The following is a 15,777-nucleotide window of genomic DNA, read 5'->3' on the forward strand; positions in this document are numbered from 1 at the left end:
GGGTTACAGGTAGATGATTTCGAGGGTGCCGGAGCTGTTGATGTACACCACGTTACGCAAGTCCAGGGCCTGGGTCGGCGCCAGGTAGGCCTTGAGGCGCACCGTGCCGGCCAGGTGCTGGATCGGTACCGGCCCCAACGTGCTGGCGGCGCGGTCGGTGAACCCCATGAGGCTGTTGGCGGCGATGGGGATCTGCCGGGCACTGGAACTGCTCCAGGCCACCCCGCCGCTGGTGGAGTCGGTGCGATACAGCGTGCCGAGGGCATCGGCGCTGAACTCGGCCGGGTCGATGTTCAGGTAGTAGCGCCCGATCTTGTTCTGGCTGGCGTCCAGGTCCAGGCCGTAGGCGGTTTCATCGGTGCCTCCGGTCGCCGAGCCGTTGCGGTTGTCGTGCATCTTCAAGGCGAAGGGGGTGGCGGCGTCGCAACTGACAGAAAACTGCAGGGTGCGGGTGGGCAGTGGGGTTTCGTGGGTGGCGTTCAGGTCTTTGGCCGCCAGCGTGCCGTAATCCACCAGCCCTCCATTAGACAACTGCGGTACACAGGCCACGGGAGCGAAATGCGCCTGCAGTGTCAGTTCGCGGTAGCGATCGCTGGGACGGTTGTAGACCGTGCCGGAGACTTCCCAGGTGGTGGCATCCCTGACGCGGGTGGCGGCGCTGTCGGCCCAGGCGTTGACGCTCAGTTGCAGTGAAAAGTGCTTGCCCGTCAGCAGCGTACCGTTCTGGACCGGCGCAATCCCGTGGCCCGGCCGCCAATCCAGGCTGTTACCTGTGGCGACGGCAGGCTGGCCGCTGGCGGGCAGCAACCCCAGGGCCACCGCCTGGCCATCCAGTACAGCGTCGCTGGCGTGGAGGGTGTAGCTGCCCTGCTCGGTAAATTGCCAGCGCTCTGGGCTTGCCGCCAGGGCGCGATAGAACAGGCTCGGGTCGGTGGGGTGCGGGCACGTGAACGTCAGGCTCAGGCGCCGCTCGCCGAGCAAACGCTGTGGGGCGCTGTCGCGCTGGGCGGCGCGGTTCATCAGGCCAAAATCCAGCAACGCCTCGCTGACGTTCAGGCGGCATTCGTCCTGGGCCAGGGCGCTATTGAGCGCGCCCATCAGCACGCAGGCGATGCCTAGTCGTAGGGCTGTCATCGATCATCCTCGGGGGTATGGCAGAGGGCGGGGGCGGTTTCGTAATACACCGTCGGATTCGCCTTGGCCGGCAATTCAAAGCGCAATTCACAGCGTTGTTTGCCTGCGGTGCCGACCCACAGCGTGGTGTGCTCCAGCACATTGGGCAGGAACACCTGGCTGCCATCCTGGACCAGGGTGACGAATTCACCCTCGGCAGTGCTCACCGTGGCGCCACGGGGCAACGGCTGGTCCTGGTCGGTGCGTACCGTCAGCAGCAAGCGGCGCGTCAGCGCTACGCCGAACTCGACGCGATCCACCGCACCACGCCCGGCCGAGATCATTGCCAGGCCATTGTGGATATCGGCGTTGCGTGGCAGCGAGCGGGTCTGTACCTCGACCGGGCTGCGTCCGTACGCATTGACCTGGGAAACCACCGCCTGGCCTTGCCAATCGGTCCAGACCGGGCCGCTGGGGGTGCTGAGCTTGATGCCGCTCATGTCGCCCACCGACACTAGGGCGAAGGTGTCGCGCACCGGGTACGGCGAGAACGTCATCCCGCCGCCATGCACCACCATCGCGCCACGGGCACCGCCCTGGTAACTCGAGCGTTCGGCGTCGCTGCGGCTGTAGCTCAGGTCCAACTGGCTGTAGCGCGGCAGGGCGGACAGGCCCACGCTGGTCTCCACCTGGCGGTCACGGCTGTCGTACTCGGCGCTGACCCGGTAGTTGAGTTGGTCGTTGACCTGTTCGTTCAGGCCGAGCCCGGAACGGTGCTCGCCGCCCGAGTTGCGCACCCAGGCGCGGGCCCGGCGACTCTCGCCCAGGGGCAGGCTCAGGTTCAGGTACACCGCATTGTCCTGTTGCTGGCGCCCGCCCATCTGCCATTCGGCACTGGCCGACAGCGACACGCCGTTGACGCTCGTCCCCCAGGACGCCAGCGCGCGGCTGCTGTTGGCCCCGTCAAAATTGCTGGAGCGCGAGAGCCCGGCGCTGAATGCCCCGAGCCACGGGTGCGACCAGCCCAGGGTGGCGCTTTGTTGATCGCGATAGCGTGTGCTGCGGTGCCGGTCGGGTTGGGCTGCGTAGGTGGCTTCCTCCAGCTCGCGGTAGCCTGGGGTGCGCCAGGAGTTGGCGAGACTGAATGACCATTGTTCACCCAGGCGCTGGGCCCAGGAAAGATCGGTTTGTACACCCTGTGCCTTGTCGCGGGCCTGGGCATCGGAGAGTTGGCTGGCCAGCTGCAACTGGCTGTCCAGCCCGGGCAACCAGGCCATGCTTGCTCCCACTCCACGGTATTGGCTGGCGGCCAGCACGCCACCGCCCACGGACAATTGCGGATGCACGGCGCCGTTCCAGCCCGCACTGACCACCCACGGATCGTCACCTTGAGCGTTACCAATATTGCGCACGCGTCCTGCCGCCACCGAGTAACCGGCAGCCGGCAGCCCCAGGCCAAGCATCGCCGCCGGGACGGTGAAGCGCCGTTCGCCGCCTGTGCTTTCCTTGACCGTTACCTCCACATCCGAGCGGGTGTTCAAGCGCCGTACATCGGTGAGGGCGAACGGGCCGGCGGGGACCACCGTCGAGTGGATCAGCGCGCCGTTCTGCCGCACCTCGACCTGTGCGGGGCTGTTGGCGATGCCCTCGATGGTCGCGCCCTGCTCCTGGTCTTGCAGGGCTTGTTCGGTAAATACCTGCACGCCGGTGATCTGGGCGCCGGACAACACCGGGTTGTAGAGGCTGACTTGCCCGGCCTGCAGCACCGTTTGATAACGGGCAAAGGTGCGTTGGGCATAGGCTTCCAGGTGGGTGCTGCGTGACAGGCCATCCTGCCAGGTCTGCACCTGGCGGCTGCGCACGATCCAGTCGCCCGCATTGAAGCCGACCTCGGTATTGGCCGAGCCGAAACGGCTGGCGTCGTCGCCGAAGCGGTTGTAGAACCCGCTGAGGTCGTAGTTGAGCAGGCCCGCGACGCCGCCGGCCTGGTACTCCGAGATGTCCTGCTGCAGGGGGCGCAAGGCTTCGCTTGGCACCACCAGCGATACGGTAAGGCTGGCCGGGTCCGGCTCGACCAGGCTCTGCGGGAAGCGGGCGAGAAAGTCATGGCACGGGCCGCTGTCCGCCGGGACCCGCAGATTGGCGGTGTCCAGCAGCGCGCGGTCAAAGCACAGGGCGCCGTGCTCATCGAAACGTGCCTGCAGGCGGCCGCGGCGTTGCCCGTTGACCCGCAAGGTCACGGCGTGTGTGCCTGCCGTGAAGCGCGGGGCATCCAGTAGCAGGCTCGCCAGTTGCGGGTCGATGCCGCGCTGGTCCAGGGTCTTGGTATCAAAGCCTGCGTACTCGTCGGCCCGTACCTCTTCGGGGAACAAGGCAAAGGTCAACAGCAGCACGGGTAAGGCAAGGCGGGGTGGGGCGGCGGGCACGGCGTTGCCGTCACGATCATTCACGACTGTTTTCACCAAGGCATTCGAATATTGGGCGGCTGCGCGTCTTAGCGGCGCTTGTCAGGCCGTCACGTCGTCTTGCGTCAGGGGAGGGTGAGCGGCGCGTCGTAGGCGGCGACGGCGAAACCGTAAAGGGTGGCCGGTTGCAGTCTTACGGTGCGGGCGCCGGAGGCGGTTGCCGGTACACGCAGGCGCTCACCCGGCAACACATAGGTGCGCGGCAGCATCGCCTTGCCGTCGCCGGGCAGCAGGCGCAGTTCCTGGGCCAGCCGCACCACATACGGCGTGTCATTGCTGACCAGCAATTGGTTGTTTTCCAGGGACCAGGTCAAGCCGGTCCAGGGCGTGCGATTGGGCGCCAGGCCCTTGGGATGAATGATCACCGGCAGGTTCTGGCGCACGGTGACACCCACCCGTGCATGTCCGGCCTCGGCTGCGGGGCGGCCCTTGGGCATGCCTTCGAAAATCACGCGTTTGAGGCGCTGGCTCTTGAGCGGCAAATGATCTTGCAGGATGAAACGCACCAGTTGCGATTTCGTCGGTTCCACCCGCGACAACGGCGGGGTGACCACCAGCAAGGGCTCGTTGTCTTCCGGGATATCTTCCAGGGTCACGTGCAGCAGGGCCAGCTGACTGTCGGTGTTGGTCACCGAAACGCTGGCTTCGCCGTCGCTTTCGTAGACGATCACCACGGAGGTGTCGGGGACCATGCCATCAGCCCGGGCATTCATGCTGAACAGCAATGCCAGGGTCGCAATGTTCAAAAGTAGTGTCGTCATGACAAGAGTTCCATTGGGCAGGAGAGGAGTCAGAGGTAGCGCAGATCCAGGACGATGGAGCCATCCAGCGGCACCTCTTGATCCAGGGTCAGGTAGTTGGAAAAGTTGATCGAGGTTTCGATGTGCAGTTGGGCGCTCAGATGCCTGATGAAATCCGGCTGGCGATCCCCCGGCAGGGCAAAACCGGTGTAGGCCTTGGGCGCGGCGTTGGGGCGAGGCGTCCAGGTTTCACCGTTGTCGAGGGACATCAGCACCTGCATGGGTTGCGCGTCGCCCAGTGGGTTGCGATAGGACAGTGCCACGCCGCCGAGGCGTTCTTCGGGGGCATGGATGTTCCTGCCCAAGCCGAAGACCCCTGGGGCCAGCGCCGACTCCGCACGGTTGTCCAGGCCCACCAGCGCAAACAGCATGGGCCGGGCGCACTGTACGGACAGCTCCAGGAGTCGGCTCGGCATCAGGGTGAATTCATCACTGCTCAGCGTATGGGAGGGAATCTTGCCATGGTCAACCATACCGTCTTCCGACAGCTCGACGTGACAGGCGTCCGGGGTCAACCGGCCGGTCACGGTGATATCGACGATAGAGGCGGCCCACGCCGGGGCGGCGAAGGTCAGTGTCAGCAGGGCAGCGAAAAGCGTGGCGGGCGTGTTCATAGGGCATCACTGGCTGGGAGACGGTGGCCGATCTGTAAGGGAGGCCATGGCAGGACTGGCCTGGCATGGCATCCCCGGCATCACAGGTACTTCACTTCCAGGGTGGCCGACCCGTCGAGGGTGACCTCGTTGCTCAGGTCCAGGCTGTCCGTGCGGGCAATCGAGGTGCTGACCTCCATCTCCATGACCAATTCCTTCACGGGCACCGGCTGGGTGGTGTCATCCGTCGTGGCGACCGACATGTACAGGCCCGGGTCCCAGAACTTTTCCTTGTACCAGGTATTGCCCCCGTCGCCGGAAGCGATGGTTTCCACCTGTACGCCGTCGGCGACGGCGTTTTGCAACATCAGGTCGAACCAGCCCAGTTTTTGCGTACCGTTGATAAAGCCCAGTCCGAAGAGACTCGCCATTATTGCGGAGTCCGCGCGGTTATCGATCGCATTCAGGGCAAACGAGGTCGCACCATCACAGACCACCGCAATCGTCATGACGTTCTTACCGATGTGGGTAGGGTTGTCCGGGCGCAGGTCCTTGGCGGAAATCTTCCCGTGGTCGATGACGCCGCCGCCGGACAGGTTGGGGGTACAGGCGCTGGGCACGATCAGGCCCTTGACGGTCAGGTCCACGGTGGAGGCGGCATGGGCGGTGGCGCAGGTGAGCAGCATCAAGCTGGTGGCAGCGGCACTGAACAGGGTTTTCATGGTGAGCGAACTCCTTTCGATAGGCGGAATTACAGGTACTTGAGTTGAACGGTGGCGTGCCCGTCGATGGGGACTTCGTCCAGCAGGGTCAGGCGGTCGGCGGGGGCGACGTGGGTGTACAGGCGGATCTGCGCGTCAAAGTCGCGGACGGCGATGGGCACCAGGCCATTGCTGCTTGCAACGGCGGTCAGCCAGATATGGTTCAACTGGTTGGTGGGGGCCCAGCTCACCCCGCCATCGCTTGAGGTAATGATGCGTGCAGCCGCGCCGTCGGCCACGGGGGTGTAGAGGTGGAAGGTCGAGCCGCCGATCTTTTCATCGTTCGGGGTCATGCCCAGGCCATGCCAGTGATCATGGTTGGCCGAAGAACCGGCGCGGTTATCAATGGTGTTGAGGGTGAAAAATGTCGGCCCTTCGCAACGGACGCTCAATTGCATGTTCTGGTTGGGCAACACGGTGTGTTGCTCGGCATTGAGCGACTTGGCCGACATTTTCCCGAAGTCGACCACGCCGCCCCCGGAAATCAGCGGCGCGCAGGCGCTGGGCGTGATGCTGCCCTTGACGGTGAGGTCGGTATTGCTGGCGGCAAACACCGCTGGCGTAAACAACAGCAACAGTGCTGCGCGAGTGACAAATAGGTTCATAGGGGCAATCACCATTTGAGCAGGGTCGATGGACGCGGGGTAAGCACTACAGGTACTTCACTTCAAAGGTCGCAGAACCATCCAGTGCCACCTCGTTGGTCAGCGTCAGTGTGTTGGCCGGCGCGATCGCGGTGTTGAGCACAATCTCCACGCTCATGTCCTGCAGCGGGTGAGGCTGCCAGCCAATCGTTTCGTCCAGGCCTCCCAGTGCAATCAGGTAGTTGGGCTCAACGGTGTCGTCTTCTGCGAGCCACGTCCAACGGCCTTCGGTGTACGACACCAGCAAGGTCGACGGCTTGTCGGCGACGGGATTGCGCATGGTCAGGAAGTACCTGCCCAGTTTCTCCGTCTCGTTGATCAGGCCCAGTCCGAACGAGGCGGGGCGGGTAGAGGAGCCGGCACGGTTGTCGAAAGGCTTGATGGCAAACAGCGTCGATGCCTCGCAACTGACGGACAGTTGTACGGTTTGTGTGGGCAGCGGGGTCTGGCTGTCGAGGTTCAGGTCTTTCGCGGAAATTTTTCCGAAATCCACTGCGCCCGGCAGGTTGGGCGTACACGCACTGGGCGTGATCAAACCTTTGACCGTCAGATCCACCGTGCTGGCAGCCAAGACAGGCAAGGCACTGGTGAGCAACAGGGCGGCGCTGAACAGGGTGAGGGACTTGCTCATTTCTATAGGTTCCACTAAGGGGCTGGCTGATAAAGGCTTGCGCACGGCATCGTCCGAGCTTTTTGTGGAAGGCGGCGAGCAGGGCGGCGGGTGGTGTCTTGCTGGGATCGACGAAACGGGCCGATCCATCCCCTCTTTGGGGGTGGCGGCAATTTAGCCGGGGGGAGTGGCGGGGGAAATACAACTATTACGACAATCGGAGTAGTCAGTATTTGAGTGCAAGTTCGTGGGAATTAATGTTTTGGATTGTAGGAAAGTTGGGTTTTTCGTAGTTGTTGTATCGTCTTTTCCCTGTCCGCAAGGCTATTCATTGTTGCTTATGACAGTCACATGAGTGCCATGGGGATGTTGCACGCTGTTCGTTGATTTGGCTGTTGCAGCTTCCCGCTCCTGTTCAAGTGGATGTTGATGAACTCATGGGCTGAGCAATCAATGTAAGCACAGTGAGGTGACCATGGTGACAAGGGTATTTTCCAAGCGAGTACCTGTCCTGAAGTTGGCACCCTCACCCTTGCCACCGTTGGTGGAGGAGCCGGTTCGTCGTCCAGGCGCGATTGCATGGCCGACGCGAGCCAGCCTGATCGAGATTTTCGGCAGTGATGAGATGGTGAATCGGGCGGTGGCCAGCCTGATTGAGGAAGCACGGGAAGACGATGCCTGGCTGGACCTGGCGCAGGCCCGCGCCGATGGGCCCTTGCTGGTGGAGCGATTGCACCGTTTGGTGGGCAGCCTGGCCTTCGTCGGCGGAGTCGACCTGGAGCGTTGCGGCGAGCAGTTGATTGCGCGGGTCCAGGCCGATGGTGTGGTGGCGAATACGCCGCAGTTGCAAGCCTTCCAGCGCAACTTGCGGGGGTACATGGCTTATCTGAGCCGGTTATGAGTCTTCGGGACTCAAAGGTTTGTAGGAGGTTATTACTGTGGGTTGGAAGTTTTGGGTGTAGGTAATTTCTTTTTATTTTGTAGGCGTAAAGTTGCCATCTATCAAACGCTGGGCGCGGTCCGGAACCGGCTGCATCGAGTGGTTGTTGAGACAAGAGGACACAGGTATTTTTGCGCCAATTCCAAGTTGCCATCATTCGTGGGTATTTATGTTGCGTGTAATTATTGCCGACGATCATCCCATTGTGCGCATCGGGCAACGGGTGGTGATTGAGGCGGGCGGTAGATGCACAGTGGTCGGTGAGGCCGACGGTCCCGATGAATTGCTCAAGTTGCTGGGCAGCGTGGCGTGTGACGTGCTGGTGACTGACTTCGCCATGCCCGGCGGCCAGCAGGCCGACGGCTACGGACTGCTGGGGCTGTTGCGGCGCCAGTACCCGACTTTGCCGGTGATTCTGGTCACCATGTTCGCCAATGTGGCGACGCTGCGTGCGTCCTTTGCCCACGGGGCACGGGCGATTGTCGCCAAGAGCGCCTCGGCCCGGGAGCTGCCCACCGCTATCGCTACAGTGACCAGGGGCGAGACGTTTGTCAGTGAATGCCTGCGCGCGCAGTTGGTGGAGGCGGGCACCGGCGATCAGTTGCAACAGCCGCAGCTGTCCAGCAAGGAGCGCGAAGTGGTCAGGATGCTGGCCAGCGGCATGACCGTCAGCCAGATTGCGGCCCGGGTCAATCGCAGTATTTCCACGATCAGCAAGCAGAAAAGCACGGCCATGAGCCGGCTGTGCATCTCCACCGATGTGGACCTGTTTGCCTACGCCCGCAGCTGCGGCATGGTGCCGTAGCGCCGGGTGGGGCATTCCCGGTGTAAATGGCGATAGAGTTTTATCGGCGCCCGGACTATCTTGGACGGCTTACAACCCCTGGTCTGGAACCTGCCCATGAGCGACGCACACAACGCCCTGATCACCGAGTTCTACAGCGCTTTCCAGCGGCTGGATGCCGAGGCCATGGCGGCCTGCTACACCGAGGATGTGCTGTTCAGCGACCCGGCCTTCGGTGAGTTGCGCGGGCGTAACGCCGGCGATATGTGGCGCATGCTCACCACCCGGGCCAAGGATTTCTCCCTGACGTTCGACCATGTGCGCAGCGATGAAACCACCGGCAGCGCGCATTGGGTCGCGACCTACCTGTTCAGCGCCACCGGTAACACGGTGGTCAACGATATCGGCGCGCGGTTTGTGTTTCGTGATGGCAAGATCTGCGAACACCACGACCACTTCGATCTGTGGCGCTGGTCGCGCCAGGCCCTGGGCCTCAAGGGCCTGTTGCTGGGCTGGTCGCCGGCCCTGAAAAACGCCGTGCGTGCCCAGGCGCTCAAAGGCCTCAGGGCATTCCAGGCCGGTCGTTGATAAGCTTGGCGCTCTTCTGGTTTACCGAATCGACCCGTGACTGATCCTTCTGAACCCAAACCCTGGTTTGTGTACCTGGTACGCGCCGCCAATGGCGCGTTGTATTGCGGCATCAGCAATGACCCGGTGCGCCGTTTTGCCGCGCATCAGAGCGGCAAGGGCGCACGGTTTTTCCTGTCCAGCCCGGCGGTCGCGCTGGTGTACACGGAGCAATGCGCGAGCAAGGGCGAGGCGTTGCGCCAGGAGCGCTTGATCAAGAAGTTGAAGAAAAGCGCCAAGGAGTGCCTGGCCGCAAGTGGCTCATTGATTTGACTGATGGGTTCCCATCGTCCCCGCCCGGGGTTTTGCAGGCTAAGCTAGCCGCTCACCTATCGAGCGGAGCCTGGCATGTCTGAGTTGATTCTCCACCATTACCCGCAGTCCCCTTTTGCTGAAAAAGCCCGCCTGATGCTGGGCTTCAAGGGCTTGTCCTGGCATTCCGTGCGCATCTCGCCGGTGATGCCCAAGCCTGACCTCACCGCCTTGACCGGCGGCTATCGCAAGACGCCGGTGCTGCAAGTCGGTGCCGACATCTACTGCGACACCGCCTTGATCGCCCGACGCCTGGAGCAGGAAAAATCCGCCCCGACGCTGTTTCCCCAAGGCCTGGAACTGGTTACCCAAGGCTTCGCCGCCTGGGCCGACTCGGTAGTGTTTTCCCATGCCGTGGCGCTGGTGTTCCAGCCTGAATCCCTGGCCGTCAAATTTGCCAAGGTACCGCCGCAAATGCTCCAGGTGCTGGTGACTGACCGCAGCAAATTGTTCAGCGGTGGCACCGCCGCCCGCTTGCAACTGGACCAGGCCAAGCATCAATGGCCGGCGATCATCCATCGTATCGATCAGCAATTGCAGCACCCGACGGGGGACTTCCTGTTTGGTGAACCGTCGATTGCCGACTTTGCCCTGGCCCATCCGCTGTGGTTCCTCAAGGGCTCATCGGTGACTGCGCCGTTGGTGGATGCGTATCCCGCTGTGGCGGCGTGGCTGGACCGCGTACTGAGCTTTGGCCATGGCACTGCCAGTGAGATCAGCGCCGAGCAAGCGCTGGAAGTGGCGCGTAACGCTACGCCCACTGCGCTGTCCGATGAGGTTTTCGAGGACTTGAACGGCTTCAAACCCGGCCAGCAGGTGACCATCTCGGCCACTGACTACGGCACCGACCCCGTGGCCGGTGAACTGCTGTTTGCCGGGCGCGAAGAGCTGATCCTGCGTCGCACCGATGAACGCGCCGGCACCGTGCATGTGCATTTCCCACGCTTGGGTTTTTGCATTCAGGCGCAATAAATAAAAATATTTGCAAATAAAGGTGAGGTAAACCGTCAGTCCATCCGTGTAGTGCTTGAAACTGCGATCTATTCGCATTAACAGCGTTTTCTACACGGGTTCTCACAGCATGAAGTCGACGGCGGGCGGTTTGGTTAAACAGTGGCTGGGAGCCTCGGTATTGGCGGTGTCGGGGCTGGCATTGCTGCCCCTCGGCGTGGCGCAGGCGCAGGAGCAGCAAAGCGCCCGGTTCACCTTTGCCCTGGCTGCCAAACCGTTGCCCCAGGCCTTGAGCGATTTCAGCCGGGTCACCGGGATCAGCGTGATCTACACCGATGAAGCGCCTTACGGCCTCAGTGCGCCGGCGGTCAGCGGGCAAATGAGCGCGACCCAGGCCCTGCAACGTCTGCTGGGCAACTCCGGTTTCACTTTCCGCCAGATCGATGCCCGCACCCTGGCTCTGGAACCCGTGCCCACCGAGGGCGCGCTCAACCTCGGCGCGACCACCATCAGCGGTGTCGGCCAAACCGAGGACAGCACCAGCTACCAGCCCCCGCCCACCAGCTCGGTGATGCGTTCCCGCGCGTTGCTGCTGGAAACCCCGCAGACCGTCAACGTGGTCCCCGCCCAAGTGTTGCGCGACCAGACCCCGCGCAACCTGGATGACGCCCTGGCCAATATCAGCGGCATTACCCAGGCCAACACCCTGGCCAGCACCCAGGACGCGGTGATGCTGCGCGGCTTCGGCGATAACCGTAACGGCTCGATCATGCGCGATGGCATGCCGGTGGTGCAGGGCCGGGCGTTGAATTCAACCGCAGAACGGGTCGAAGTGCTCAAGGGCCCGTCGTCGCTGCTGTATGGCATCCAGGACCCGGGCGGCGTGGTCAATATCGTCAGCAAAAAACCGCAACTGACCCAGGCCACGTCCCTGACCGTGCGCGGCTCGACTTTCGGGGATGGCAAGAACGGCAGCGGCGGCAACCTCGACACCACCGGCCCCATCGGCGATTCGGGCCTGGCCTATCGCCTGATCGTCGACCATGAAGACGAAGACTACTGGCGCAATTTCGGCACCCACCGCGAGTCGCTGGTGGCGCCGTCCCTGGCCTGGTACGGCGATACCACCAAGTTGTTGTTCGCCTACGAACACCGCGAATTTCTCTCGCCGTTCGACCGCGGCACGGCCATCGACAAGTCCAACCACCCGCTGGACATCCCCGCCACTCGCCGTCTGGACGAGCCGTTCAATAACATGGAAGGCCGTTCCGACCTGTACCGCTTTGAAGCCGACCACGATTTGAACGACGACTGGAAAGCCCACTTCGGCTACAGCTGGAACCGTGAAACCTACGACGCCAGCCAGGTGCGCGTCAGTGCGGTGAACACCAACGGCACCCTGACCCGCAAGATGGACGGCACCAAAGGTGCGATCACCACCGACCGTTTCGCCACGGCCAGCCTGGAAGGCAAGGTCAATGTGCTGGGCATGCAGCATGACCTGGTGTTCGGCCTGGACGACGAGTACCGCAAGATCTACCGCGCCGACCTGATTCGCCAGAGCTCGCGCGGTACCTTCAACTACAACAACCCGGTGTACGGCAACGAAGTTGCGGGCACCACCGTCAGCGCCGCCGACAGCGCCCAGACCGACCTGCTGCGCAGCGATTCGCTGTTCTTCCAGGACGCGATTCACCTGACTGACCAGTGGATCTTCGTGGCCGGTGCGCGCTATCAGATGTATGACCAGTACGCCGGCAAGGGCGTGCCGTTCAAGGCCAACACCGACGGCAACGGCCAGGCCTGGGTGCCGCGTGCCGGCCTGGTGTACCGCTACACCGATGAGTTGTCGTTCTACGGCAGCTACACCGAGTCGTTCAAGCCCAACTCCACCATCGCCCCACTGCTTAATGGCAGCACGTTGACCGGCGACCTCACGCCGGAGGAGTCCAAGTCGTGGGAGCTGGGCGCCAAGCTCGACATCCCCGGGCGCATCACCGCCAGCGCGGCGTTGTTCACTATCGACAAACGCAATGTGCTGGTGTCGGTGGGCTCCGGCGCCAACACCATCTACAGCATCGCAGGGCAGGTGCGTTCCCGTGGCCTGGAACTGGACGCCAGCGGCCAGTTGACCGACAAGTGGAGCCTGATCGGCAGCTACGCTTTCACCGACGCCGAAGACATCAAGGACAACGACCCGACGCTGGAAGGCAACCGTCTGCAAAACGTGGCCAAGCACACCGGCTCACTGTCGGTGGCCTACGACTTCGGCAACATTTTCGGCGGCGATCAGTTACGCGTGGGCACCGGTGCGCGCTATGTCGGCGAGCGCGCAGGCGACGCCGCCAACGACTTCAACCTGCCGGGCTACACCGTGGCGGACGCCTTCGCCACGTACGACACCAGGATCGACGGGCAGAAGGTCAAGTTCCAGGTCAACGTGAAGAACCTGTTCGACCGCGTCTACTACACCTCGGCGGCCAGTCGCCTGTTTGTGTCCATGGGCGATGCGCGGCAGGTATCGGTGTCCAGCACCCTGGAGTTCTAAAACCTGGCGGGCTCCCTATGGCAAGTGTGCTCCTTGTGGTGGGCAGGCTTCCTCTGGTAAGCGGGCCTCCTGTGGTGAGCGGGCTTCCTCTGGTGAGTGGGCTTCCTGTGGTGAGCGGGCTTCCTCTGGTAAGTGGGCTTCCTGTGGTGAGCGGGCTTGCCCCGCGTTGGGCTGCGAAGCAGCCCCAAAACAGACTCTGCGGTGCTCCTGAAAAAACACGACGGCATCAGTAAGGGCGGCTTCGCCACCCAACGCGGGATAAGCCCGCTCGCCACAAAGGTACGGAGCTGTTAGCGTTGCGGCCACCCATGGCTTTGCGGAACACGTTACTGATGCATTTTGGAAGATGGCTGCACCTGCTGTGCCTGAGCGTTTTACTGGGCGGCTGCGCGAGTGTTTCGCAGCCATCCACGCCTTCAACCCTGGATCAGCTGCTGGCCGATCCTGTCCTCAACGGCGCCATGGTCTCCGTCATGGTGCGCGACGCCCGCAGCGGCAGTACCCTCTATCAGCACAACCCGCGCACCCGTCTGATTCCGGCTTCCAACCTCAAGTTGCTCACCACCGCTGCGGCGATGGATGTGCTGGGGCCGCACTACCGTTTTTCCACCCAGCTGTTGAGCAACGGCACCCAGCAAGGCGAGCGCCTGGCCGGTAACCTGTACCTGCGTGGCTTGGGCGACCCGACCACGCAATTCGCCGATTACCAGGCATTGGCGGCCCAGCTAGCGAGCCGGGGCGTGCGCCAGGTGCAAGGCGACCTGGTGTTCGACGACACCTGGTTCGATGCCGAGCGCCTGGGCGTGGATTGGGCGCAAGACGATGAGAGCACCTACTACGGCGCGCAGATTTCGGCGTTGACGGTGTCGCCGAATGCGGATTTTGACGCAGGCACCTTACTCGTCACGGCAAAGGCTCCCGTCGCCCTCGGCCAGCCAGTGAACGTGGTGGTGAGCCCGTCCACCGACTACGTGCAACTGAGCAACCGTGCCGTCAGCGGCCCCGGCAACAGCTACGCCATCACCCGCCAGCACGGCACTAACCTGCTGCAACTCAGCGGCGCGCTCGCCCCGGGCAAGCAAAGTCGGCAGTGGGTGAGTGTGTGGGAACCGACGCAACTGGTGGCCAATCTGTTTGAGCAGGCGCTGGCGCAGCAAGGTATCCAGGTGCTCGGGCGGCGCGTGATCGGGGGGGCCAGCCCTGGGACGGCGACGGTGTTGGTCGAGCATCAATCGGCGCCGTTGCAGGACTTGATCACACCGCTGCTCAAGCTCTCGAACAACAACATGTCCGAAGCCCTGCTCAAGGCCATGGGCCGCAAAACCGCCAACGCGGGCACTGCGACAGCGGGCGTGGCGGCGGTGGCGGCGTTCATGCAGCGCCAGGGCCTGGCCCCGGCGACGCTCAGCCAGGTAGATGGCTCAGGCTTGTCGCGACGCAACCTGGTGTCGGCGCAGAACCTGACGGACCTGCTGCTGGTCACCGCCAGGCAACCCTGGTTCGACGCCTGGTACAACGCCTTGCCGATTGCCGGCAATGCCGACCGTATGACCGGCGGCGGCCTGCGTTATCGCCTGCGCGGGACGGCTGCCGAAAACAACCTGCACGCTAAGACCGGCTCCATGGCCGGCGTATCATCGTTGAGCGGCTATATCACCGATGCCGAGGGGCGACGCCTGGTGTTTTCGATAATCAGCAATAACTACCTCAGTGACGCAGCCCCTGTCCGCGCCCTCGAGAACCGCCTGGCGCTTGCCCTGGCCCAGTGGCACGACTAGTTCAGGGCTGGTAACCCATCCGCCAACTCACGGCTCGGGTCGCCGCCAGCAAGCGTTGCGCCGCCGGGCCATCTTCGTCGGCGTGGAACAGCGAGGTGGGGCCGACCACGGTCATCACCGCCGCCACGTGCCCGACCGCGTTGAATACCGGTGCCGACAGCGCATCCACCCCCGGCATCAGCAGGCCATGCACAAAGTGCAGGCCACGGTTGCGGATTTGTTCGCAGGTGGTGGCGTAAGCCTGGTCGTCGGCGAGGGCATGGGCGGTGCCGGCCTGGATTTCACGCTCACGCAACTCGACGGTTTCCCGCGACGGCAGGAAGGCACTGAACACCAACCCGGTGGATGAACTGAGCAGGGGCAACACCGAACCCAATTGCGTCACCACTGTCACGGCGCGCACGGCCGGTTCGATCTGCACCACCGTCGCGCCCTGGTTGCCCCATACCGCCAGGAAGCAGGTTTCATTCAACTCGTCGCGCAGCTCTGCCAGGGGCATCGCGCCGACTTTCAGCACGTCCATGCTGCCCAGCGCGGCCAGGCCCACGCGCAACGCCTCGCGTCCCAGGCCGTAATGGTTGGTGGCGGCGTTCTGTTCGGCAAAACCCGAGGCGATCAGCGCCTGTAAATAACGGTGCACCTTGCTCGCCGGCATCTGCACGTGGTCGGCCAGCCGCGACAACGACGTGGAGGGCGACAGTTCGGCCAGGGCCTTGAGGATATCGGTGCCCACTTCGGCCGAGCGGACTTTCTGTTTACCGGTGTCGCGGGGCTTTTCCATGGAGGGGCGAGAATCCGAGAGATGAATGGGCGTCTTTATAGCTTGACGGTCGATAGTGATCAAATTACGT

General features: G+C 63.1%; 15 protein-coding genes. 7 read left to right on the top strand and 8 right to left on the bottom strand.

All coding sequences use genetic code 11. From position 1 onward, the window contains the following. Positions 1 to 3: 3 nt before the first annotated feature. From B9N88_RS11680 to B9N88_RS11710, 7 genes are all read right to left on the bottom strand, one after another. Positions 4 to 1,134, bottom strand: coding sequence for a DUF1120 domain-containing protein (locus tag B9N88_RS11680; RefSeq protein WP_027604708.1), 1,131 nt, complete (start codon positions 1,132 to 1,134; stop codon positions 4 to 6). Beyond that, positions 1,131 to 3,563: a fimbria/pilus outer membrane usher protein gene (locus tag B9N88_RS11685; protein ID WP_081744403.1), complete on the bottom strand. Its 2,433-nt coding sequence runs from the start codon at positions 3,561 to 3,563 to the stop codon at positions 1,131 to 1,133. Before B9N88_RS11685 ends, B9N88_RS11680 begins: the two co-directional genes overlap by 4 nt. Before the next feature lie 80 nt (positions 3,564 to 3,643). Continuing rightward, positions 3,644 to 4,339, bottom strand: a complete 696-nt coding sequence (locus B9N88_RS11690) for a fimbria/pilus chaperone family protein (protein WP_027604706.1) — start codon at positions 4,337 to 4,339, stop codon at positions 3,644 to 3,646. A gap of 29 nt (positions 4,340 to 4,368) precedes the next feature. Next, positions 4,369 to 4,992: a DUF1120 domain-containing protein gene (locus tag B9N88_RS11695; protein ID WP_027604705.1), complete on the bottom strand. Its 624-nt coding sequence runs from the start codon at positions 4,990 to 4,992 to the stop codon at positions 4,369 to 4,371. 80 nt (positions 4,993 to 5,072) lie between these two features. Beyond that, positions 5,073 to 5,693, bottom strand: coding sequence for a DUF1120 domain-containing protein (locus B9N88_RS11700; RefSeq protein WP_027604704.1), 621 nt, complete (start codon positions 5,691 to 5,693; stop codon positions 5,073 to 5,075). A gap of 29 nt (positions 5,694 to 5,722) precedes the next feature. Further along, positions 5,723 to 6,337 (bottom strand): DUF1120 domain-containing protein, encoded by a 615-nt coding sequence (locus B9N88_RS11705; RefSeq protein ID WP_027604703.1) that lies wholly within the window; start codon positions 6,335 to 6,337, stop codon positions 5,723 to 5,725. Positions 6,338 to 6,383: 46 nt separating this feature from the next. Continuing rightward, on the bottom strand, positions 6,384 to 7,007 hold the full coding sequence (locus tag B9N88_RS11710) for a DUF1120 domain-containing protein (RefSeq protein ID WP_027604702.1): 624 nt from the start codon (positions 7,005 to 7,007) through the stop codon (positions 6,384 to 6,386). A gap of 454 nt (positions 7,008 to 7,461) precedes the next feature. On the opposite strand from B9N88_RS11710, the gene B9N88_RS11715 reads away from it, so the two are divergent. The 7 genes from B9N88_RS11715 (at position 7,462) to dacB (ending at position 14,926) form a co-directional block, all read left to right on the top strand. Next, entirely contained in the window at positions 7,462 to 7,887 is a 426-nt protein-coding gene (locus tag B9N88_RS11715) for a hypothetical protein (RefSeq protein WP_133822123.1), read from the top strand. 208 nt (positions 7,888 to 8,095) lie between these two features. Next, positions 8,096 to 8,731, top strand: coding sequence for a response regulator (locus B9N88_RS11720; protein ID WP_027604701.1), 636 nt, complete (start codon positions 8,096 to 8,098; stop codon positions 8,729 to 8,731). 96 nt (positions 8,732 to 8,827) lie between these two features. Further along, entirely contained in the window at positions 8,828 to 9,298 is a 471-nt protein-coding gene (locus B9N88_RS11725) for a nuclear transport factor 2 family protein (protein ID WP_027604700.1), read from the top strand. A gap of 36 nt (positions 9,299 to 9,334) precedes the next feature. After that, positions 9,335 to 9,610 (top strand): GIY-YIG nuclease family protein, encoded by a 276-nt coding sequence (locus B9N88_RS11730; protein WP_027604699.1) that lies wholly within the window; start codon positions 9,335 to 9,337, stop codon positions 9,608 to 9,610. A gap of 75 nt (positions 9,611 to 9,685) precedes the next feature. Continuing rightward, positions 9,686 to 10,621, top strand: a complete 936-nt coding sequence (locus tag B9N88_RS11735; RefSeq protein ID WP_027604698.1) for a glutathione S-transferase family protein — start codon at positions 9,686 to 9,688, stop codon at positions 10,619 to 10,621. A 109-nt stretch (positions 10,622 to 10,730) separates the two neighbouring features. After that, entirely contained in the window at positions 10,731 to 13,148 is a 2,418-nt protein-coding gene (locus tag B9N88_RS11740; RefSeq protein WP_027604697.1) for a TonB-dependent siderophore receptor, read from the top strand. A 332-nt stretch (positions 13,149 to 13,480) separates the two neighbouring features. Beyond that, on the top strand, positions 13,481 to 14,926 hold the full coding sequence (gene dacB / locus B9N88_RS11745) for a D-alanyl-D-alanine carboxypeptidase/D-alanyl-D-alanine endopeptidase (protein WP_027604696.1): 1,446 nt from the start codon (positions 13,481 to 13,483) through the stop codon (positions 14,924 to 14,926). Between the two features lies 1 nt (position 14,927). Here dacB and B9N88_RS11750 read toward each other — a convergent pair whose 3' ends face one another. Continuing rightward, complete coding sequence (locus tag B9N88_RS11750) at positions 14,928 to 15,707, bottom strand: IclR family transcriptional regulator (protein ID WP_027604695.1); 780 nt, start codon at positions 15,705 to 15,707, stop codon at positions 14,928 to 14,930. Positions 15,708 to 15,777: the final 70 nt, after the last annotated feature.

The sequence above is a fragment of the Pseudomonas sp. LAMO17WK12:I1 genome (genome assembly GCF_900177315.1).
GTDB lineage: Bacteria > Pseudomonadota > Gammaproteobacteria > Pseudomonadales > Pseudomonadaceae > Aquipseudomonas > Aquipseudomonas marginalis.

Coding starts and splice junctions, on each gene's coding strand:
- B9N88_RS11750 (WP_027604695.1), bottom strand. CDS start 15,707: ATGGAAAAGCCCCGCGACACCGGTAAACAGAAAGTCCGCTCGGCCGAA.
- B9N88_RS11725 (WP_027604700.1), top strand. CDS start 8,828: ATGAGCGACGCACACAACGCCCTGATCACCGAGTTCTACAGCGCTTTC.
- dacB (WP_027604696.1), top strand. CDS start 13,481: ATGCATTTTGGAAGATGGCTGCACCTGCTGTGCCTGAGCGTTTTACTG.
- B9N88_RS11715 (WP_133822123.1), top strand. CDS start 7,462: ATGGTGACAAGGGTATTTTCCAAGCGAGTACCTGTCCTGAAGTTGGCA.
- B9N88_RS11695 (WP_027604705.1), bottom strand. CDS start 4,992: ATGAACACGCCCGCCACGCTTTTCGCTGCCCTGCTGACACTGACCTTC.
- B9N88_RS11720 (WP_027604701.1), top strand. CDS start 8,096: ATGTTGCGTGTAATTATTGCCGACGATCATCCCATTGTGCGCATCGGG.
- B9N88_RS11700 (WP_027604704.1), bottom strand. CDS start 5,693: ATGAAAACCCTGTTCAGTGCCGCTGCCACCAGCTTGATGCTGCTCACC.
- B9N88_RS11710 (WP_027604702.1), bottom strand. CDS start 7,007: ATGAGCAAGTCCCTCACCCTGTTCAGCGCCGCCCTGTTGCTCACCAGT.
- B9N88_RS11680 (WP_027604708.1), bottom strand. CDS start 1,134: ATGACAGCCCTACGACTAGGCATCGCCTGCGTGCTGATGGGCGCGCTC.
- B9N88_RS11740 (WP_027604697.1), top strand. CDS start 10,731: ATGAAGTCGACGGCGGGCGGTTTGGTTAAACAGTGGCTGGGAGCCTCG.
- B9N88_RS11705 (WP_027604703.1), bottom strand. CDS start 6,337: ATGAACCTATTTGTCACTCGCGCAGCACTGTTGCTGTTGTTTACGCCA.
- B9N88_RS11690 (WP_027604706.1), bottom strand. CDS start 4,339: ATGACGACACTACTTTTGAACATTGCGACCCTGGCATTGCTGTTCAGC.
- B9N88_RS11735 (WP_027604698.1), top strand. CDS start 9,686: ATGTCTGAGTTGATTCTCCACCATTACCCGCAGTCCCCTTTTGCTGAA.